At 48.8% G+C, this 21,896-nt stretch carries 17 protein-coding genes; 8 read left to right on the plus strand and 9 right to left on the minus strand.

Features of this window, described 5'->3' with window-relative positions:
* Positions 1–2: 2 nt before the first annotated feature.
* On the minus strand, positions 3–932 hold the full coding sequence (gene prmB, locus ACR64Q_RS10495) for a 50S ribosomal protein L3 N(5)-glutamine methyltransferase (RefSeq protein ID WP_313734623.1): 930 nt from the start codon (positions 930–932) through the stop codon (positions 3–5).
* Between the two features lie 88 nt (positions 933–1,020).
* Between prmB and ACR64Q_RS10500 the strand changes: the two genes are divergently transcribed.
* From ACR64Q_RS10500 to ACR64Q_RS10520, 5 genes are all read left to right on the plus strand, one after another.
* On the plus strand, positions 1,021–1,899 hold the full coding sequence (locus tag ACR64Q_RS10500; RefSeq protein WP_313734624.1) for an HDOD domain-containing protein: 879 nt from the start codon (positions 1,021–1,023) through the stop codon (positions 1,897–1,899).
* A gap of 126 nt (positions 1,900–2,025) precedes the next feature.
* Complete coding sequence (locus tag ACR64Q_RS10505) at positions 2,026–2,373, plus strand: hypothetical protein (RefSeq protein ID WP_020481251.1); 348 nt, start codon at positions 2,026–2,028, stop codon at positions 2,371–2,373.
* A gap of 207 nt (positions 2,374–2,580) precedes the next feature.
* Positions 2,581–3,828, plus strand: a complete 1,248-nt coding sequence (locus ACR64Q_RS10510; protein ID WP_313734626.1) for a hypothetical protein — start codon at positions 2,581–2,583, stop codon at positions 3,826–3,828.
* A 160-nt stretch (positions 3,829–3,988) separates the two neighbouring features.
* Complete coding sequence (gene creD / locus ACR64Q_RS10515) at positions 3,989–5,353, plus strand: cell envelope integrity protein CreD (protein ID WP_313734628.1); 1,365 nt, start codon at positions 3,989–3,991, stop codon at positions 5,351–5,353.
* A gap of 61 nt (positions 5,354–5,414) precedes the next feature.
* Entirely contained in the window at positions 5,415–5,930 is a 516-nt protein-coding gene (locus tag ACR64Q_RS10520; protein ID WP_313734630.1) for a metal-dependent hydrolase, read from the plus strand.
* Between the two features lie 3 nt (positions 5,931–5,933).
* On the opposite strand, the gene ACR64Q_RS10525 is transcribed toward ACR64Q_RS10520, so the two are convergent.
* From ACR64Q_RS10525 to nirB, 3 genes are read right to left on the minus strand one after another with little or no spacing between them, the layout of a single operon-like run.
* The gene (locus tag ACR64Q_RS10525; protein ID WP_313734632.1) at positions 5,934–6,851 is read right to left on the minus strand and encodes a PhzF family phenazine biosynthesis protein; all 918 of its coding nucleotides are present in this window, start codon (positions 6,849–6,851) and stop codon (positions 5,934–5,936) included.
* Positions 6,852–6,854: 3 nt separating this feature from the next.
* Positions 6,855–7,235, minus strand: a complete 381-nt coding sequence (gene nirD, locus ACR64Q_RS10530) for a nitrite reductase small subunit NirD (protein ID WP_020481256.1) — start codon at positions 7,233–7,235, stop codon at positions 6,855–6,857.
* Complete coding sequence (nirB, locus tag ACR64Q_RS10535; RefSeq protein ID WP_313734633.1) at positions 7,235–9,775, minus strand: nitrite reductase large subunit NirB; 2,541 nt, start codon at positions 9,773–9,775, stop codon at positions 7,235–7,237. The genes nirD and nirB overlap by 1 nt, the downstream gene beginning before the upstream one ends.
* A gap of 431 nt (positions 9,776–10,206) precedes the next feature.
* Here nirB and ACR64Q_RS10540 point away from each other — a divergent pair, with 431 nt between their 5' ends.
* The 3 genes from ACR64Q_RS10540 (at position 10,207) to ACR64Q_RS10550 (ending at position 14,331) form a co-directional block, all read left to right on the plus strand.
* Positions 10,207–11,685: an MFS transporter gene (locus tag ACR64Q_RS10540; RefSeq protein ID WP_313734634.1), complete on the plus strand. Its 1,479-nt coding sequence runs from the start codon at positions 10,207–10,209 to the stop codon at positions 11,683–11,685.
* A gap of 2 nt (positions 11,686–11,687) precedes the next feature.
* A complete protein-coding gene (locus tag ACR64Q_RS10545; RefSeq protein WP_020481260.1) occupies positions 11,688–12,269 on the plus strand; it encodes an ANTAR domain-containing response regulator in 582 nt (193 codons plus the stop codon).
* A gap of 610 nt (positions 12,270–12,879) precedes the next feature.
* Positions 12,880–14,331, plus strand: coding sequence for a serine/threonine-protein kinase (locus tag ACR64Q_RS10550; protein WP_026600806.1), 1,452 nt, complete (start codon positions 12,880–12,882; stop codon positions 14,329–14,331).
* Positions 14,332–14,337: 6 nt separating this feature from the next.
* Here ACR64Q_RS10550 and ACR64Q_RS10555 read toward each other — a convergent pair whose 3' ends face one another.
* The 5 genes from ACR64Q_RS10555 to ACR64Q_RS10575 all read right to left on the minus strand — a co-directional run bounded on the left by ACR64Q_RS10555 (position 14,338) and on the right by ACR64Q_RS10575 (position 21,869).
* Entirely contained in the window at positions 14,338–14,889 is a 552-nt protein-coding gene (locus tag ACR64Q_RS10555; protein ID WP_313734637.1) for an OmpA family protein, read from the minus strand.
* 53 nt (positions 14,890–14,942) lie between these two features.
* The gene (locus ACR64Q_RS10560) at positions 14,943–15,506 is read right to left on the minus strand and encodes a hypothetical protein (RefSeq protein ID WP_313734639.1); all 564 of its coding nucleotides are present in this window, start codon (positions 15,504–15,506) and stop codon (positions 14,943–14,945) included.
* 96 nt (positions 15,507–15,602) lie between these two features.
* Positions 15,603–16,562, minus strand: coding sequence for a hypothetical protein (locus ACR64Q_RS10565; RefSeq protein WP_026600809.1), 960 nt, complete (start codon positions 16,560–16,562; stop codon positions 15,603–15,605).
* Positions 16,563–16,689: 127 nt separating this feature from the next.
* Complete coding sequence (locus tag ACR64Q_RS10570) at positions 16,690–19,629, minus strand: two-partner secretion domain-containing protein (protein WP_313734640.1); 2,940 nt, start codon at positions 19,627–19,629, stop codon at positions 16,690–16,692.
* On the minus strand, positions 19,626–21,869 hold the full coding sequence (locus ACR64Q_RS10575; RefSeq protein WP_197026926.1) for a CHAT domain-containing protein: 2,244 nt from the start codon (positions 21,867–21,869) through the stop codon (positions 19,626–19,628). Before ACR64Q_RS10575 ends, ACR64Q_RS10570 begins: the two co-directional genes overlap by 4 nt.
* Between the last annotated feature and the right edge of the window lie 27 nt (positions 21,870–21,896).

Raw genomic sequence — 21,896 nt, forward strand, 5'->3', positions numbered from 1 at the left:
TTTTATAACGCGCTGACAAAGTGTGAGTGATAAAGAGTGACTTGTGCGGCGGTCAGTAAAAACACGCCGTCGCCGCCGCGTTCGAATTCCAGCCATTGGAACGGCACGTCGGGAAACATTTCCTGCAAGGTTTCGGCGCTGCTGCCCACTTCGATGATCAAGATGCCCTGCTCCGCCAGATAACGCTTGGCATCAACCAAAATCCGCAACACCAAATCCAGACCATGTTCGCCGCCGGTAAAACCCATCTCGGGTTCGGCGTGAAATTCCGCGGGCAGGCTCTCCCATTCGGCGATGGCGACATAAGGCGGATTGCTGACGATGATGTCGTAAGGCTTGGCCGGCAAGTCCTTGAATAAATCGGATTGATAGAGTTGGACCTGCTCTTCCAGTTCATGTTTTTCAATGTTGATCTGGGCCACTGCCAAAGCATCGTCCGACAATTCCACCGCATCCACTTGCGCATCCGGAAAAGCGTAGGCGCAGGCAATAGCAATGCAGGCGCTGCCGGTGCATAAATCCAGGATGTTGAACACCTGAGTTTCTTCCACCCAAGGCTCGAAGCGTTCGGCGATGAGTTCGGCGATGGGCGAGCGCGGCACCAAGACCCGTTCATCGACATAAAACGATAGGCCGGCAAATATCGCTTCGTGGGTTAAATAGGCGGACGGTTTACGTTCGACGATGCGGCGTTCGATCAATGCGACCACCGCTTGGCGTTCTGCCAAAGTCAGCACCGAATCCAAATAGCCATGATCCAGATCGTAAGGCTGATGCAAGGTATGCAACACAATCGCCGCGGCTTCATCCAAAGGTGTGACAGTGCCGTGACCTAGAAAAACCCGATGTTCGGCAAAGCGGCTGGCAGCCCAGCGAATATAGTCTCTGATGCTGCTGAGGGTTGTGATAACATCCGGGCCTGTTAAATTCATAGCGTGTCTATACTTAAAAATACGTTTAAAAATGCAGCAGCGGATTTTAAACCAATCCCCCGCCGCTTGCCCGAATAAAGCAAAGTAAATGACCGAGGCCCATTCTCAAGCGCTATCCGCCAAACTGGCAAAAAATCGTCTGTATCAAGATTGCTTTAAATATATGCAATCCGATTCCTTGGCGCTGCCGACCATCCCGGATGTCTCGGTAAAAATCCGCCGGGCGATCAACGAACCCAACGCCAACAGCAACAAAATCGCCAGAGTCGTGCAAATCGACCCCAGCATTACCGCGCGCTTGGTAAAAATCTCCAATAGTCCGCTATACCGAGGCCGGCGCAAGATTGAGAGCTGCCCGGAGGCCTTGACCCGTTTGGGTTTGAAAGCCGCGCAGGACATCATTACCGCCTTCGCGTTAAAGGCAGTGTTTAACGCCAAATCCCCGGTGATACGCCGCAAGATGCAAGAACTTTGGGCGCATAGCAGTTATGTCGCGGCGATCAGTGCGGTATTTGCCCATAAAACCCCCGGTTTCGATCCCGACCGAGCCATGTTGGCCGGCTTGATTCACGACATAGGCGTGGTGCCGATTTTGGCCTATGCTGACCGGCAACCGGAGATTTTGACTAATCCAGGCGACCTGGCTGAGGCGGTACGCGAATTGCGCAGCCCGATTGGCGTGCAAATCATACGTAAATGGGATTTTCCCAGCGACTTTGAAGACGTGATCATTCACGCCGAAAACTGGCACCGCGACAGCGGCGAAACTGCCAGTTACAGCGATATAGTCATGATTTCGCAATTGCACAGCTTCATTGGCAAGATAGACATCAAACAAATGCCCAAACTGGACGAATTGCCGGCGTATAAAAAATTGGCCAAAGGTAATCTGGACGCGGATTTGAGCATCAATATACTCGACCAGGCCAAGGACGAGATCGAGCATATCCGGCAGATGCTGAGCTAAACCGCACAGGGCCAGCGTTGGCAATCTGCGCAAGTTGCGGAATAATTTGGCCCTAATCGGTTTCCACAACTTGCAATTCGTAACCTTGATTATTCTTGGTATTTTCTTACTGTAGGAGTTAGCTAGATGAAACACACATTAACAATCGCCGCCTTGCTACCCATCATGTTCGCACTCCCCGCGCAAGCCGGCAGCCTGACCAATGGCAGTTGGCAACCCAGCGGCTGCGGCGTAGTGCCTGAGTCACCTACTATCGATGGCGGCAATATCGATGCCTACAATAAAAGCATTGCGGCGATCAACGCCTGGCAACAAAAATCGCGTGATTATTTCGAATGCTTGATCAAAGAAGCCAACACCGACAACGGCATCATCGCTGACCATGCGAATCAGGCTCAGGCCAAATATAGGGAAACAGTGGAAAAAATCGGCGCCCAAGCCGAGGCAGCCAAGAAAAAACTGGATAAGGAATAAGCTTGCAACGCTGGCGCGAGGCACGAACTGCAATTTATGCGGCCAAGACGCCATTTTTACCTGAGTTTACAATTCGCGCACCGATTAAGCCTCCCGAGCAACTGGGATTTATCATAAAATCTCCGCATGACATGAAGCAGCCATTCGCGTAATGCGGGGGCTGCGCTCCAAGATCACCACTCTCTAGCAATAAACACTATCCAAGACATGAAAAAAGTCGACATCAAGCTGCTGATACTGGCGATCAGCGTGCTGTTAAACGGTTGCGCCAGTCTCGGCAAAGGTATTACCGAAGCCATTCTGGAAAAGCAGGAAGCGGAAGACACCCGTATTTGCGAAATCAAAGGCGATAAATTCGAAGGAATCAAACCGCAACTGGAAGTGCATGATCGGAAAATGAAGCTGCTGATGGTGCACGGGGTTGGCAACCACTTACCGGGTTACTCTACGCAGTTCATGGAAAAGCTGGCCAAGGAACTTGATCTGACCGTCACCAGCAGAAATGTCAAAAATATCCGCCTCTCCGATGCAAAAAACCTTGAGCGGCCGCTGGGAAATTTGCGTATCCACCGTTATCTGGACGCCAACAAATATCAGGAAATGCTGTTTTACGAGCTGACCTGGTCGGAGATTAGCGCCAAAGAAAAAGAAGTACTGTCCTACGATAACTCCGGAGAGCAATCGTTTCGCCGCGCCGAAGTCAACGATCTGTTAAAAAAATTCTCCAACGATACCGGACCGGACCCCATCATTTATCTGGGAGAGAAGCGCGAAGACATTCTCTCGGCGTTCGCGCAATCGTTCTGTTGGATGATCCACGGCGACTGGGATAGTTTACCGGATGATGTCAAGCAAAACTGCTCCACCAAGAACGTCACGCCGTTTTATAACGATAGTTACGCCTTCGTCTCACACAGTCTGGGTAGTCGCATTACTATTGACGGTTTGCAGCAGATCGCCGCGAAGTTGAGCAACGGTGAAACAGCCAGCTATTACGCAGCATTGACCAATGTTTTAAAGAATAAAGAGATACCCATTTACATGATGTCCAACCAATTGCCCATGTTGCAATTAGGTAGGGCGCTGCCGGAAGTCGCCAATCATGCCGATACCTATTGCCGAGCGGAAGGAGCCAAATACAACGAACGGATCATGGCGAAAACCTCGGTGATTGCGTTTAGCGATCCCAACGATTTGCTGAGCTATGCCATCCCGCACGACTTTGTGAACAAGTATCTGGATTCACGATTATGCGTTAATGTCACCAACATCAATATCAACGTCGCCAGAGTCTATGATGCGTTTGGCTTAGGTAAGCTGGCTAATCCGATGGATGCCCATATCGGCTACGACACCGACGACCGGGTGATTGCCTTGATCGCCAAAGGCATCGCCAACGAGCACACAGCCCCCATCGTCAAGGAGCGTTGTCATTGGGTGGAAACCATAGATTAAGCTTTTTAGGGTATGGCTAAAAACTTAGCCATACTCCTCCTCTCCGGTTACGCACACGGCAATCCTGCCAACTTCACCCTCGCTTCACTTCCCCCACATCGTCCGCTCACCTTGCCGGAGCATGCTAACCATCGTCTTTTAACTCTACGGAATAAACGCGATGCAAAAAAAACTCTGGCAAAAGATCTGCATAATGTTCGGTTTGACTTTGGTACTGCTGATCCCAATCGGCATGATAAAAAATCTGGTTGGCGAACGCGCTGACCGCCAACAACAAACTGTAAGCGATATTGCTGCAAGCTCTGCCGGGCCGCAACAGTTATTCGGCCCCTTACTGACAGTACCTTACACTGAGCGCTGGACCGAGATTATCGAAACCAAACAGGACGGCCAACCCACACGCGAACAAATTGAACGCGTCGATAATCGCCTGCTGTATTTTCTACCCGAGCACTTGAACATAACCGGCGAGCTTGCCACGGAAACCAAGCAACGCGGACTGTTCAAAGTGCGTTCCTACGTGCTGAATGTCAGTATCAAGGGTGATATGAAGTTGCCTGGCGGTTACGGTAACCCCAAGCCGCTGCATAACGGCCAGATCAGTTTCGGCACACCTTATGCCAGCGTCGTATTGGCGGATATGCGCGGCGTATTGGAAGCGCCCGGTGTGGAATGGGGCGGCAAGCAGTATGCATTCGAACAAGGCGCGGAATTACCCATACCCCAAGCCAACGGCATGCACGTAACACTGGATGCGCCACCGGTCGAGTTTGGCGCTATCAATATACCGTTTGCGTTTACGCTAAAAATACGCGGCATCGAATCGCTGGATTTTATTCCGGCCGGCAAGCAAACCCGCGTGGAGCTATCCTCCGCCTGGCAGCATCCCAGCTTTTACGGCCGATTTCTGCCGGATCCACAAACCCAGCAAGTTGGCGAGAGCGGTTTTCATGCGCTATGGTCGGTCGATGCACTGGCATCAAATGTCGCCGAAAACCTATACAAGTGTCAGGCTTTCAGTTGTTACGATAGCTTCGGGATCCGCTTGATGGAGCCTATCAATGTCTATTCCTTGTCTGATAGAGCTAGCAAATATGGCTTCCTGTTCGTCTGCCTGACCTTTGCGGCGATATTTCTGTTCGAAATCCTGAAAAACCTGGCGATTCATCCCGCCCAATACGCATTGGTCGGTTTGGCTTTAGCGATGTTTTTCTTGCTGCTGTTGAGCTTATCGGAACACTTGGATTTTTTACTGGCTTATCTATTCGCCAGCGCCGCTTGCGTGGCATTGATCGGCTTCTACCTCAGCGCGGTGTTGCGCAGCGCAAAACGCGGTATTGCCGCCGGCGCCTTACTCGGGGGCTTGTTCGGTAGTTTGTATGGCTTGTTGGAATCAGAGGATAACGCGTTGATGCTCGGGTCTTTACTGATGTTTGCATTGTTGGCTCTGGCGATGGTCACCACGCGGCGTCTGGATTGGTACGGACTCAGTCAATCCGATGCCGATAACTCGGCAATCATTTAAATCCCATCGGCTCGGGGCGCTGGCTGTAAGCATCGTTCCGAGCAACAACATCGAGGTAATTATGATTGTTGCTCATCTCCCAGCCGGCTATATAGTATCGACACTGCTGTTTCACAGATTCGAGAAATATGGGGCGTCCAGGCTAATTTTTCTGCGTGCCGGCTTATTGGGCAGTATCGCCCCTGATCTGGATATGATTTATTTTTATGGTTTCGACCACCGCGCGCACCCGCACCATAGCTATTTCAGTCACTTTCCCAGCGTTTGGCTGCTGTTATTAACATTGGCCATACTTGGTTTTCAGCATTGTAAGCAGAAGAAACTGGCGTTGTTGGCGCTAATATTTACCGGCAACGGTATGTTGCATATGTTGCTGGATTACATCTCGACCAATATCTACTGGCTGGCCCCATTCGTAAACAGGCCTTTTGCTTTAATTACGGTGCCCAGTGTCTACCAGGATTGGTGGCTAAACTTTCTACTGCACAGATCCTTTGTGCTGGAAATTTTGATTGTGATTTGGGCAACCTGTTTATGGTGTAGACGTCGGTTAGCTAGACACAAATTAGTCGAATAAACGTTAATCCGGAAGATGGATCGTTCCCTCGGCAAACAACACGGCTTGCCCACCGACTCTGATGGTCAAGTTCTCCAGGCCTTTGTTGTCCATTTCCAATTGAATCAAGCTGCGGCGAGTGCTTTGATCGCCGCGTTCGACCGCGAAAGTGTGGGTACCTTTTTGGGTGTGTTCGAACGAGCACAAATAACAACAAAATGCCGGTATCGCGCTACCGACCGGTGGATCGGCATGGATGCCGATATTGGGCCCCAGCAATCGCGCATTGAAATCCGCTTCCGGGCTTGACGATTTTGGGCAAAACAACAAGATTTCCTGCGCCGCAGTTTGTGGGGCAGCCGATTGCGCCCAGGCCGCATAGTTAAAACGGGCCTTGCGTACCGATTCGACATTCCAAACCGGGACCACTAAATAAGGAAACCCACAAGACACCAAGCGTGGTGAGTATTTTTTATGATCCAGCTCCGACAACTGCAAGCCCAAAAAACTGCATATTTCATCGTCACTGGGCGCGAAGCGGTCGACTATCGAATCAACGCTACGGCTAAATTGCACCAAGCCCGGCTGACCATCCTGACTGGACAGATTGACTTGAATAATGCCGATATTTTGTTCGAACTCAAGTTTAGTGAGCGGTTCGGTTAATACCACATCGCCGGAGATAGCCAACACGTAGGCTGCGGCAATAATCGGATGGCCGGCAAAATTGATTTCGCCTAAAGGCGAAAATATTCGCATCCGCCGATGCTTGTTGTCATCGGTCTTGTGAAACAGAAATACCGTTTCCGACAGATTCAATTCCTTGGCGATTTTAGCCATTTTTTCGGCATTCAAGCCGTCTGCCTTCGGCAATACCGCTATTTGCGCACCGTTGAAAATCTGGTCGGTAAAGACATCAGCGATGTAATATTGGTAGTTCACACGTTACTCCATTTCACAGACAGCCAAAGACGGCGATTTTTGTTGCAGCGGCGGCGAGGCCAGCATGACGGCGACTCTGCCGTTTTCCAAGCGTACCGGATAGGCCGGTACGCTAACGCCGGCATCTTCAAAGCACACACCGGTACCTAGATGGAAATGTTGCTTATACATCGGCGATGCGACCATCGGTTCGCCACCGATATCGCCTATCATACCTCGCGATAGGACATTGGCCTCGCTAAACGGATCGAAGTTACCGATTGCATAGACTTCCTGCCGGCGTTGCAGGTAAAAAATCGCGATTTGTTTGCCTTTTACTAAGGCACACACCCCGGAATCGGCTTGCAAATCGTCGATGCCGCACACATCTATCCACGTACTCATTATGCCGCCTCCTCGATCAATTTGAAATGTTTACGTTCTTGCGGGTTGGCGGGCCTAACTTGGCCGCGCTCCTCGACAAACACCACGTTGTCGTCGGCTTGATCGCTGTTGACGAAATGACGGAAGCGTTTCAGCCGTTGCTCGTCGGCCAAGGTAGTTTTCCATTCACACTGATAGGTATCGATAACATGCTGCATCTGACCTTCCAATTGCGCGCCTATACCCAGCCGATCTTCTATGACTACCGATTTCAAATAGTCCAAGCCGCCTTCCATATTGTCCATCCATACCGAGGTGCGCTGCATCCGGTTGGCGGTGCGGACATAAAAAATCAACACCCGGTCGATGTACTTGATTAATGTCTCTTTATCCAGATTGGTGGCAAACAAATCGGCGTGACGCGGTTTCATACCGCCGTTGCCGCACACATATAAATTCCAGCCGTTCTCGGTAGCAATCACGCCGATGTCTTTGCCTTGCGCTTCCGCACATTCGCGGGTGCAGCCGGACACGCCGAACTTGATTTTATGCGGGGCGCGCAAGCCTTTGTAGCGATTTTCCAGTTCTATTGCCAAACCGACGCTGTCATCGACACCGTACCGGCACCAGGTGCTGCCGACACAGGATTTCACCGTGCGCAAGGATTTGCCGTAAGCATGGCCGGATTCGAAACCGGCGTCGATCAACTCTTGCCATATCGCCGGTAATTGCTCGACGCGAGCACCGAACAAATCCACGCGCTGGCCGCCAGTGATTTTGGTGTACAGCTGATATTTTTTGCCGACTTGGCCTATAGCGATCAGCATATCCGGGGTGATTTCCCCGCCGGCGACCCGCGGTACCACCGAATAAGTACCGTCTTTTTGCATATTGGCCAGGAAGATGTCGTTGGTATCCTGCAAACCGATATGTTCTGTTTTCAGGATGTAGTCGTTCCAATGTGAAGCCAGGATAGAACCGACCGCCTGCTTGCACACTTCGCAGCCCAGGCCCTTGCCGTGCTTATCCAGCAATTCGTCGAAAGTTTTGATTTCCTCGACCATCACCAGGTTGTACAAATCCTGGCGAGTATGCGGAAAATGCTCGCAAATATCGGTGCTGACTTCCACGCCCAGCTTGGTTAATTCGCAATCCAATACTGACTTCAATAGTGCAGAACAGCCGCCGCAACCGGTGCCGGCCTTGGTCTCGGCTTTCAGGCCGCCCAGCGTAGTGCAACCGGCTTCAATTGCACCGCAAATTTGACCTTTGCTGACATCGTAGCAAGAGCAAATCTGCGCCGAGGCAGGTAAGGCATCCGGCCCCAGACCAACTGATTCGCCGGAGAGTTGGGGCAGAATCAAAGAATCCGGATGCTCCGGTAGTTCTATGCCGTTCAAACAATATTGCAACAAAGTACTGTAAGCGGAAGCTTCCCCAACCAAAACCGCACCCAACAGGCGTTTCTGGTCTGGGCTGACCACCAGGCGTTTATAGATTTCGCTGGCACCGTTTTGATAGGTATACACCATGGCGCCTTGGGTCTTGGCATGCGCATCGCCGATACTGGCCACATCGACACCCATCAGTTTAAGTTTGGTGCTCATGTCGGCACCGGTAAAACTGCCGGCCTCGCCGGCCAAATCGGCGACCACGGTGCGCGCCATCGCATAACCGGGCGCAACCAAACCGAAGATCTGTCCGTTCCATAATGCACATTCGCCTATCGCGTATATATCCGCATCGGAGGTGCGGCATTGATTGTCGATGACGATGCCGCCGCGCGGCCCGACATCCAAGCCGCAGCCGCGGGCAATGTCGTCGCGTGGCCGGATGCCGGCGGAGAACAACACAATGTCGGTTTCCAAGGTTTCGCCGTCCGCAAAATTCATTTTGTGCAGGCACTCCGCGCCGTTGTCGATCAGCGTGGTGTTTTTGTTTAAATGTACCTTAACGTCCAACGCTTCAATCTTGCGCTTCAACATCGCCCCGCCGCCATCGTCGAGTTGCACGGCCATCAAACGCGGCGCGAATTCGACCACATGGGTATCAAGCCCTAAATCCTTTAACGCTTTGGCAGCTTCCAGGCCCAGCAAACCGCCGCCGATGACCACACCGACTTTGGATTTCGCTGCCGCAGTTTTCATCGCTTCCAAATCTTCGATGGTCCGATACACCAGACATTGCGGTCTTTCATGCCCTGGCACCGGCGGTACGAAAGGATAAGAGCCGGTTGCCAATACCAGTTTGTCATAATCGACTATTACACCTTTGGCAGAGGTGACTTGCTTGCGCTCCCGGTCGATACTGGCCGCCTTGTCGCCTAAATAAATCTCTATGCCGTGCTCAGCGAAGAAACCGTCTTCCACCAAGGACAAATCGGCCGCAGTTTTCCCGGAAAAATATTCGGATAAATGCACCCTGTCGTAAGCGGCTCTGGGCTCTTCGCAGAATGTGACAATCCGATAGCGGTCTTTCGCGCTGCTGGCGACCAATCCAGCCAGAAAATTCTGGCCTACCATACCGTTGCCGATAACAACCAGGGTTTGTTTCATATTCATCAGGGGCCTCTGTTTACTCAGAATTTATGCAAACGCGCTACCTGGCCTAGTGGCGGTAAGGCGATTCAAGGAGCTACTGTCTGGTCGCTACCGCCCTTTTTCGCAGCCAAAAAAAAAGGCATCCTGTTCGAATGAATGACTCATTCAAGCAGGACGCCTTTGTCCAGGTTTAATACGGGGGCAAGTCTAACGACAAGACTTGACAAATCTCTAACAAAATTGATGCCAACATTCAAAAGCCTTTAAAAATGCCGGCTCCCGCTGCTAGGTAACATTTTTTCCCGCAAAATTCGCACCCAAATAAGGCAAAGAAACCGGTCTGTTGCACCACTATGGAGCCATGTAGCCGCGAATTGACGGATTTGCCGCTACTGAATCGTTGGCATATAAACTGCTTATAAAAACCAAGGAACGGCAACCACGGATCATCCATGTCTTTTACGCCTTTTAAATTACTATCCATGCGCGGCAAGTCCAAAGTGCTACACATGAGCTGGATCGCGTTTTTCATCAGCTTTGTTATTTGGTTCAATCATGCGTCTTTATTAGTACTGATCCAGCAAGATCTGGGAATCAGCGAAACCCAAATCGAAATTCTGTTATTGCTGAACGTGGCCCTAACCATTCCGGCTCGGGTCATTACCGGTATGCTGGTGGATAGATTCGGTGCAAAAATCAGCTACAGCGTGTTACTGGCGGTATGCAGCATCCCCTGCTTCATGTTCGCGATGGCAGAAAATTTTACCGAACTGGCCTGGTCGCGATTTTTACTGGGCTTTATCGGCGCCGGCTTCGTAGTGGGCGTACGCATCATCGGCGACTGGTTTCCGGCCAGCCAGGTCGGTACCGCCGAGGGTATTTACGCCGGCTGGGGCAATTTCGGTTCGGCCGTTGCAGCGATTTTCCTGCCGGGCCTGGCGTTTTATTTCGGCGCCGAACACGGCTGGCGTTCGGCGATTGCCTTGACCGGTGTGATCGCGCTGATTTATTCAGTCATCTATTACTTCAGCGTGGAAAACCTGCCGCCGGAAATTGCCGCACTAAAAACCCGCCGGCCAATGGCAATGGAAGTCACCAGCATCCGCGATTTGTTTTTATATATGCTGAGTCTGGTACCCTTGTACGCGACCATCTCCTTGTTGGCGTGGAAACTGTCTACGCCGGCCACACCCGTCCTCACCGAAGGCTGGAATCTGGCTATTCATGCCGTTGTCTGGCTACTGTTCCTAATCCACGTCTTTCAATTGGTCAACAACAACGCCGACCGCCTCAGCCAACCGATTGCCAGCATCCATCATTATCAGTACCGTCAGGTATTCATTCTGGCGATAGCCTATCTGGTTACCTTCGGCTCCAAACTGGCCGTTTTATCGATGCTGCCGATGTTTTTCTTTAAGACATTCAACGAAACCCAAGGCACCAGTATGTTGGATGCCGGGTTCCTGGCTTCCAGTTTCGTGGTGACCAATGTCATCGCCCGGCCGGCCGGGGGCTGGCTTAGCGACAAGATTGGCCGCAAACTGTCCCTATATTTATTCGTGGCCGGCCTGGCCGGCGGATATTGTTTGATGGCGATGATTTCCGCGCAATGGACTATCCTCGCCACAGTGGCGGTTACCTTGCTTTGTTCGATATTCATGCAAGCGGCGGAAGGCGCGATATTCGCGTTCGTCCCCTTGATCAAACGCGCCATCACCGGCGAAGTGGCCGGCATCGTCGGCGCTTACGGCAACGCCGGCGCCATCGTCTATTTGATTTTGCTGACCTTCGTCTCCACCGGACAATTTTTCTTAATCTTGGGCCTGTCCTGTTTCCTGTTATTGGGTTTGATTTACTATCTGGAAGAGCCGAAAAACTACATCACCGAAATCATGCCTGACGGCTCTTTGCTGAAAATCGCCCTGGATTGAACATGGCAGCGCTTAATGTCTTGGTCGTCGATGAATTCGACAGCGAACCCTTGCTGGAAAACAGCTTGCGCCAGCACGGCTGTGAGGTGGTAACCTTGAAACTTAAAGAACTGGACATGATGCAAATTGTCCAGACCCTGAACCCCGACGTGGTGGTCTTGAATTTGTACGCCCCTAACGAGGCTGTCTTGCGGACCATCGTCGATATCAACCAAAACTGCTCACTGCCGGTCGTCATCTTCGCCGAGGATCAGCAAACCGAGACCATCAACAAGGTTATCAAAGCCGGCGTCAGCGCCTATATAGTCGATGGCCTGGATCCGAAACGCATCAAGGCCATCATCGACATCGCCATAGCGCGTTTCAAGGAGCAACAAGCCTTAAAAGACGAATTGAAAAAAACCAAGACTCAACTGGAAGACCGCAAACTAGTAGATCGCGCCAAGGCGATTTTAATCAAATCCCAAGGCTACACGGAAGACCAGGCTTATCACGCCTTGCGCAAACTAGCGATGGACCGCAACATCGCCATCGGTGAAATGGCCAAGAACGTGATTTCGATGGCGGAGTTGTTTAATAAGTAGAGGCTTTGGGTGACAAGGCTTGGAGGGTTCTGACGCTATCGTAAGCTCTGCTGCATTCGAATTTTGATTTGTGATTGAACCTTAAATTTGGCTCCTGCCGGCCATTACCGGCCGGTTGGGGTAACTATCCAATTTCAATAGTTCAGGTATACGGTGACTCAGCCGAATGACAGGTATTCGGCAAGCAAATCAACTTCATGACCGCGTCAGTAAATCGAATTGCCGACCACTGCGTTTTGATCGTGACTGACAGTAGTTGGATGAATACCTGACTGTCAAGAGAGCTGAGCCTGAATTCCCATGATCGTAAACGGGGCGACAATTAGACACGAGTTTTAAAAAGGCGTCCATGCTCCCCCTAGATTTGTCGTAAAATAACTTGGCTAATCCAACTATAGATAATTATCATGCCTTCTAAATAATGCATGGTAACGGATAATGAAACCACCTTCCGATTATACGTTTCCGTTACACTTATCCACAGCCGGCCACTCAAAAAGCTGGCTCCATCACCCAGGTGAAATTTTAACCGGTACGGGTGGTCAATTTTCTCCGGGCACCAACAAAAATTTGCCGCTTAAGAGATCATGGGGCAAATCACTAGTACAAAATGAATAACATAACTGCCGAGGGTAAAATAATACTGAAAGGCCGCTTTGTGTTGGAAGAAATTCTTGGTCACGGCGGGATGGGAACAGTTTATAAAGCATTGGATTTATTGGCGGTTGAAGCACGCGATAAAGAACCATATTTAGCAATAAAACTATTAAACTCGGAACTTCTTGGTGACCCTAGGTTTTTCATTGCTATGCAACGAGAAGCTAAAAAGGCTAAGTCACTGGCGCACCCGAATATTATTGCCATATATGATTTTGATCGTGATGGTAGCAATGTTTATTTGAGCATGCAGTTACTCAAAGGCAGCCCTCTTAGCGCCTTTATCAAACAGCACTCTTCGGGCATTGCACTCGACAAAGCTTTACCTATAGTAAAAGACATGGCGTCCGCTTTGGCTCACGCGCACAAAAACGGTATCGTCCATTCGGATTTTAAGCCGGGGAATGTGTTTGTAGACGATCAAGGCCATGTTACGGTTCTGGACTTTGGCATTGCCTGCCAGTTTGAAAGAACTGCACGAGGCAATGACGAGACGACTGTTTTTGACTCACGGTCACTAAATGCGCTATCACCTCCCTATGCCAGCCTTGAGATGCTAAACAATGTGGAACCGGATCCACGAGACGATATCTATGCGCTTGCTTGCGTGACATATGAACTTTTATCAGGCAAGCACCCGTTTTCAAGATCAAATGCTCAACAGGCGTACGATTTAAAAGCACAACCGAGCCAGATTACTTCTATCTCGAATAAACAGTGGAAAGGATTGTTGCATGGCCTCCAGTTAAAGCGCGAACACCGTACTAAAACTGTTGATAAATTCATAGCCGAAATTTCACCTTCACAAAGTAGCAAAGCAAAGCTGTATTTTGTGGCATCAATAACATTTGCTAGTTGCGTGGTATTGGCTTCCTATTGGTCATTTCAGAAGAGCCAGGAACAGAGCATTGATTCGTCAGCGCAAATAAATGCGAATATAAACGAGCCCAAGAAAACGGAAATGACTTCCATTCCAGCGGAAGCACCAACAAGTTATCGGGACAACCAAAAGGCTGACTCAATTTCGAAAAACCCAATAAATCTGCAGCTATCCGCATCAAGTTACAATATAGGCGATCCAATGATTATATTCGTGGAAACGGAAAAACCCATGTATATCACTTTAATACATACTAACTCAAAAGGGGAAGTTTCTACTATTTATCCGAATAGCTATGAAACCTATCAAATAATATCGGCAGGCGATAGGGTACGAATTCCAAGAGAAAATGCCGACTATGAATTTACTGTGTCGGGTCCATCAGGGATAGATAGAATAGAAGCTCTAGGAAGCTCTGAGCCGCTACCAATTACAGAAAATATTATCGATGGAAGCGGAAAAATTAACGCAAAAATTAATTCTCTCCTAATATCAAGAACAGCAGTAACTGTAAAAGTTTATTAAAGTCGGTTACGGCATAGCGGCAATTCTAACTCGTCGATTAGCAGCGCTGTAGGGATTAGCTGGATCGAGTAAGCCTTGTTCTCCGTGACCAGAAAATTGAATTCTTGAAGCTGCCAGACCATGTTCTGCAACGAAAAAGTCCCGTACGGTAGCTGCGCGTCGCAAGGATAAATCTTTATTATATTCATCGGTCCCTTTGGCATCCGTATATCCTTCTACAAGAAACTTCAGGTTTTCCAGGTCACCGGACACCAAAGCTTCCGCAACAGGGGTGAGTTGTTTGACAGCTTCATCCGTTAATTGTGCGGAATTGAAAGCAAATTGAATTTCTAAGGATATTGCTTTAGAACCAGTGTTGGCCGTTTTATCCTTAGGCCGGATACTGATGCCACGTGTAAGACCTTTTTCCCCACTTTCCATTCCTGGTTTAAGCGCTTCAATGATTTCATCTTTTGTAGGCGCTCGGCTTTTAAGATTTATCTCTTCAGCGGCAGCACTTTCAGTAAACACCAGCGAAAGTAAAAGGGTAAATAAATAAATTATTTTAGAGAACCACATATTTAATCCTTTATAACGTTTACAGCTTTAAGTTAAAAAATTAATAGGCTTTGTTAAAGAGGAGCCCTGTTGTTAGCGTATTCATAGCGAACGTCTTTCCATACACTTTCGTATAATTGGGGCATAGACTCATTCCGCACATCCCTCTTTACATATAAGCCGGGTATGTAGAGTTGTGTAACTTTAATGTTCTGAACCGGCGTCCATTTCTCGGTAATAGTTTTTGCAACATTACCCTCCCCAGCGTATGCGTCTAGCGGTGAAGTCAATATTGCACTGACTATTCTATCGACACGCGTCCAATCATAGGGAAGCGCAAGAAATAGACGGGCTGCATAGGTGAATTGCAACTCCATTCGAATTGAATAGTGCCAAATAGTATTGATGGTATCGAAACTCAGCCACCATCCGCCATCCAAGACTTTTTCAGGTTTAGACGGATTACTGAAAAATCGATAATAGCGATGCCCCTGATTCAAATGCACCCTGGTTGGATTATTAATACCCCCGCTACTGATAATATTGTGTTCATTAAACCATTCCTCGGGACTAATGCCTTTAGCTATTAACTGCCAATGCGGTTGAACAAAGCAGATGTCATTTAGTGCATTACTCATTATCCTACTCCCAAGGTATTAGTTAGTATTTTCTGGTAATCCATTCGAAATTGTAGTGCCAAGAAATAAATTTTTACCATTATTATTTTTACTTTGTCAGAAGTATCTGGCTAATTCGAAAGTCATTGGCGTCTGTTTGCCGACTGGTCCACCAGTCTTTGAATTCGAACTCAGGCATTCCGCCCGGTTATCCGTTATCTTGGAGATGTAGGCTATGCGAAACTCCTTACTTTTTATAAAGATCGAGAAAAACGACCTTAGAGCACATTCCAGAGGGTGGCAAATGAAAAGTCGCCTGTTGATAATTCTTCTTTTGCCATTAAACATTACAAAAGCTAAAAAGCCGGCCAGGATTAGGAAGATTGACGGTGGCTCAGGTGCATCATAAAATTCGACCTTACCTTGCAGGGTAAAATGTGTTGGGCCAATTTCTGTTAGGCGGTCAAGTGTTGGGTCTTTAGGTGTTGGGTTCCTTTTTATGCCGTAATCGGTGTTATTAATAATTACTTTAAGAATATGATCGCCTGTATCCAACCATTCAGTTAAATTTTTGCTTGTGCCAAAATCGTAAAGTGAATCCTTCCAATAGTACGTGACAACATCAGGAGGGATGGACGGAGTGTATGAACTTTGAAAATAACCTTCAGAACCCGCGCTCGTCGCGAATAGCCCTGCTGAAGCTAGGAGAGTATTGTCTAAGAAAACTTGCGCCCTATCGTCTGCGGCAAACAAGGAAATATTGATCTCGTACGGATTCAATTCGGGAATCGGAAACTTAAAAATGGCAGTCCAATAGCCATTGTAGTTAGGGTCGGAGTAGTCAAGACTATCGCCAACATAAGTGCTATCCTTCGGACTATCACCAGACATGTCCATGGTGATCCATTTATCCAAATTATTATCTTGCAAGCCGTCGCTAAAATGCCACTTCGAGAGATTCGCTTCAGTCGTGCTGAAGTCTATCGCCACCGTTGCTGCCGATGCGTTCCCCAAGGCGAAGCTGAGTGCAATGGTAAGAGCTAACCTTATATTATTGTTTCTTGAATTAATTTTCATAATTATATCCCAATATTTTGAAGAGATTAATCGCTTATCTCATTAACAAATTTGTCAGCCAAAGCTCACAAGGCTTAACCTTGCCTTTATCCGCATAATCTTTGTCGCAATCGATCAACAAAAACCATCAATAGATTTGCAAATCGCCACCTTTAGGCAATAAACCTCCTCTTCCAATACGCGTAAGGGTACTACCGGAACTAAGACCGCAATAATCCTGACTGAAGATGCTGGTATCGAATTGCGGACCACCAAGATTGGCAAGTACGCCACTCAGATTTAACTGCGGTGCCGTCACGTTTAGCGTTCCACTGACACCGGTTTCTGACACGGCCTGTATGACATTCAAACCGGAAATAAAAGGCTGCCAGGCAGTCGGCGAGCCCCCCATAATCAGGGTGTCGTTGCTAGGAATTAGTCCACCTAAATTAAGTAGGATGTTGCCCCCCGAGCCGCCTATGGCGTTTGCTTGTATCACACCCGTATCCATAATTAGCAAGTTTGCAGTCACCGAAATATCACCGCCATTGCTGTTGGCCCCGTTGACGCTGGTCAGGAAGCCGGAATTTTGCAGGCTAACCAGTTCGCCGCCACTTATAAAAATAGATCCCCCATTGCCAGTGTTGGCCATGGTGCTTATGTAAGATGGATCTAATGTCAACCAGTGGGAAAAAATAAGAGAAATATTGCCAGCCGCAATATTCCCAGTGGACGCACTAGTGATTGAACTATTCCGCATAAGAATATCTGGAGCGCGGATTGCTATGTTGCCGGGATGAATTGTAGAAGCTCGGTTTTCAGGAACGATAGCATCGTTTTGAACGCTGATATATCCGCCATCGGTAAGATGAAGCCAATCGTTGGCTACAATCGATATATTGCCGGTTTCTCCGCTTGAACCGGAACCCAACGATGCGGATGAGATGTAACCACCGCCATGGACAAGTAGCGTATTTGCTGCAATATTCACTACACCAGCCTGACCTAGCGACTGCGAAAAGCTGGATATTGTCCCGCCATTTCGTATATCCATATTGTCAGCTTGCACATTGACAATCCCAGCATTGCCGGTGACGAGATTATTCGACACTATGTTCTGATCGGGTCCAGTAATAGACATAATCCCTGTAGCCAAGGAGGAGCCTCCTTGATCGATTGTCAAACCTCTGACGTGCGACACATTCACTTCGCCGGCATTGCCTCGACTGTGGGTACTAGTCGATATTTGGCCGCCACTGAGTATATTAAGGGTACCGGCCTGCACATTGATCTCACCGGCATTTCCTGATCCAAGGGCGGATGATTCCGATAAAATACCGCCTCTTTGATGGGACGTGCCTTGGCTGCCTATGTTCAAAGCATAGGACGCATTGATGTTTATAGTACCTGCATCGCCAGTTCCGGCAGTAGAGGTTCTAATAATACCGGCATTAAAAATGTCCAGTGTATTGGCGTTAACCTTTATAAGGCCGGCGTTACCAGTACTTAGCTCGAATGCAGACGAATCAATGCCGGCAACATGCTCTGTATTACTTAGGGAATCTATAGTCAAAGTATTGGTGGTAACATTTATATTACCGGCATTGCCAGTACTTAGCTTAAGCGCGGATGAATAAATGCCGGTACCAAACTTTGTATTACTCAGAGAATCTATGGTCAAATTATTCGAAGTTATTTTGATAAAACCTGCATCGCCACTCGAGAAGGCGACATTGGCTATCGATCCGCCATTAAGTATATTCATTGTTCCCGCATTGACAGTTATATCACCCGAGTTACCTGAAGACATGGAATCTGCACGAATCCCCGTTGCGGAATCACTCGTATAATCCCCGCGGTTGATGGTCAGGGTATTGTTGACATTGACCAGAATATCGCCGGATTTGCCTGCATTTCTAGAAACAGTTTCTATTTGTCCACGATTTAAAATTTCAAGCGTATTTGCCCAGACGGAAATATCACCGGATTTAACTGAAGATCTAGCTTCCGAATGAATTCCTGTAGAAATATTGGAACTGCCTCCGTTTAAAGACAAGACATTACTTACTACCTGAATACCTTTTGCTGATGTCGACGCTATGCTACCAGTATTATCAACCCGCCCAGTTCCACCATTGGCGAATGAGACATTATCGCCATAAATCGATATTCTCCCGCCGCCATCGCCGCTAGTAATGATTGCACTTTGATCGATATTAATAACTCCAGCGTTGCTTGCTAATGGAGGGGGCTCCGGCAAAGGCAAATATCCTGGGTTGTTTGGTACAAGACTAACCGAGCCCTGTTCTTGCATGGCTACCATGCGTATTTCACCTGCCTCGGCTGTTAGGATTGCCTGATCTGTAACTTGAATCTCTCCTGCCACGATGTCAAGCTTAGGGTTATTTTGTGAGGGATTAAGATTGAGATTCAATCGGGCATGATGAATATCAATCAAACCATTATTAGCGGAATTTGTCGCCAGAAAACCCAAGGAGACAGGATCGTCATTGGGAAGAGAAATACCGCCCTGCAAATTTGGATCGGCATAGAATATTCCGCCGTTTTTGAATTCAATTTTATCCGCAGTACTGACATGAAAAGCGCCGGGTACATTCAACTGCGCATTTGGGCCTAAAGCGATGCCGTTGGGATTAATAAAGTAAAACGAAGCATGTCCGATATTGGAGCGAAGCGTGCCATCGATACTACTTTGTGTGCCTCCGGTTACGCGCGAAATAACATTGCTGATCGTATCGCTAGAATTTCCTGAAAAGGTGACTGTATTACCAGAGCCTATATTAAATTTTGAAAAACTGAAAAATAAATTGTGACCGGCTAGATTTCCAGAATTTTGTTCAACAATAGTGTTGTTTTGACCGTTTGTTAAAATATAATTTGCCACTGGCACCCTAGGGTCAATAGCAATATTATTAACATCAACAGCCAAGGAAAACGAAACTGGAAACATCATCCCAAAAATGCAGTAGGCCAAAATGCGCAGCCAAGCGAAAGTTTGTATATAGCTAGACATAATTGAAGCCCCCAATACAAAATCGATAAATCTAACTAGAAATATTATTTTCATAACCAATTACCCACCAATATAAACGGTGACCAATAAAACGGATTTTCCAGTCTGTCCTGTTTAATCAAACTAATTTGCGCTTGCCTTAACGCTTGCGCCTTGCTGGTGCCGGAAACGGCAAGGGCTTTATAAAATTCGGCCATCAACTGCGAAGCTGCTTCATCGGAGACTGGCCATAAACTGCCCAAGGCGCTACGGACTTTGGCTTTTAGAGCAATGCCGCTGATACCCAGCGGTGCGCGGTCATCGCCTTCGGCGGTCTGGCAGGCGCTTAAGGTAAGCAACTCCACCGGCTGCTTAACGAATTTATCCGATTTCAGCAGCCGTTCCAGGTCGTCTATGTTGATGACATTGTCATAAGCCATCAAAAAAGTGGTGTCGGCGGAATTGCCGAACACTGCGTGAGAGGCTATGTGCACCATTGAATAGGGCTCCTGCAGCACTTGCTGATTAAAACCTTCCACGGTGAAGTCCTGATTCATCAACACGGTGTTGGGCATTTCCCTGCGTAAAGTATTAATTTCCTCCGAGACACCGGGCAGGCTGAGGGCTTGTTTCATGTTTCTTTGAAAATCCGCGTCCGTTACCAGTCGGGCAATATCCACTTCGCGCGACTTGTCCGGTTTGCTGTTTAAGCCAACCGGTAAGGCACGGCTAAAGGGCTTTTTGGCAAGATCGACGCCGCGTTCGCTGGCCGCGACTAATGCTTCCATAAAGGCAGGTGGTAAATGTGAGATTACCGGGCCGGGTTCGCTCAGACCGACCAGCAGCGCCTTTTGGCTATGATTTAGCGAGGCGGTCGATTCGATGATGCTGAGGCCGGGCGAGGTGGCAATGGCATAGCGTTCGACCAGATAGCGTTCGCCATCGTACAAGGCAGCCACCGGGATCATCCTCAATGCCCCGTCGGGCAACATCACCAGGGTTTGAATACCCTGCTCGCGCAACCAGGGTTCGGCAGGGGCGATCAGCCAGTCATAAAGCTGTTTGGATAAAATCTTGGCGTCCTTCTGAGCATTGCGTAGCCTGTGCGCCAGTTGTTGTATCTGGTTTTCGATCCCGTCGGCCGGGACGGCTTGGGTAAACTGCTTAATCTCGCTACCGCTGCTAATCAGCAGCTCCAGGCGGTCCGGCAAGATGATCGGGTAGATAATGGCGGTGGTGCTTTCAACGTTATCCAGCAGTACATTTTTATAGCTTTGCACTGCGCAGCGCCCACCCAGAAAATCCTCCAATTCGGACTTTTTGATCAATTCCACGGCATCGCGAGCTCTGCGCAACAGAGGGGACTTTTGATCTTCGCTCAGTTTGGCAGCTTGCGCCAGCAGCACATCGGCCAGGCCGAGATAGACTGGTTCCAACACCTCTCGAAACGAAGAGCGACCGTTATGATATTCGACTGGTATGTCGTGACGAATTTCTTCGATCTCATCGATGGCGTTTTGATAATAAACCGTGGCTTCCGGCAATTGTTGTTTGAAGCGGTATAAACGGCCTTGCCGCCATTCCAGGTTAATCAGCAAATCATGGGCTTCAATGCCTTGCGCTAATTGAATGGCTTGCGTATTCAGGCGCATCGCTTCTTCCTGGCGGTTTTGGTCTTCATACAATTGGGCCAGACCGTCAAGGCTTTCAGCCTGAAGTCTCGGCTGTTGATCGCCTAAATTTTGCCGCGCCTGCTGGAAGCTGTCATAGGCCAGTTTCAGCCCCGGCGAGCCTAGGCGTTGTGCTTGCGCGCCAAGCTGCAATAGATAACGGCTGCGAATGATGGGATCGGCGATACCGTCAAGCGTGGGATTAATGGCTGTCAATTCAGCGAGACGTTGCTCGGTCGGCAGCAGGGACGCAAGGCCCAGCCGAATGCCGATCACCAGTTCCGGATTGCCGCCGGCAATGGTTAGCGCCTGCTGGTATTGTTGACGCGCGGCATCGGTTTGATCGCGACTGTTCTGGATATTGGCTAAAGTGACAAGCCAACGGGCGCGGTCCGAGGCAGAACCGGCATTTGAATCGATGGCTTGGCGGAGAAATTCTTCGGCGGCCACGTAATGCCGCATTTGGTAGTGGGTTTGACCATACAGGCCGTTGATTTTTGCATTTTGTTCGTCGCTGGAAGCCGATTTTTGCGCGCTGCGCAGTGCGTCCAAAGCCAAAAAGTATTGACCTTGTTGATAATGCTTTTCAGCTTGACTGAGTAAGTCTGTCAGGTCGCTGTCCGCAGCCTGCACTAGTCCGGACATGAAAAAAAGTCCGAGAGCGAGTGCTAA

It is taken from the genome of Methylomonas sp. 2F7, assembly GCF_057126975.1.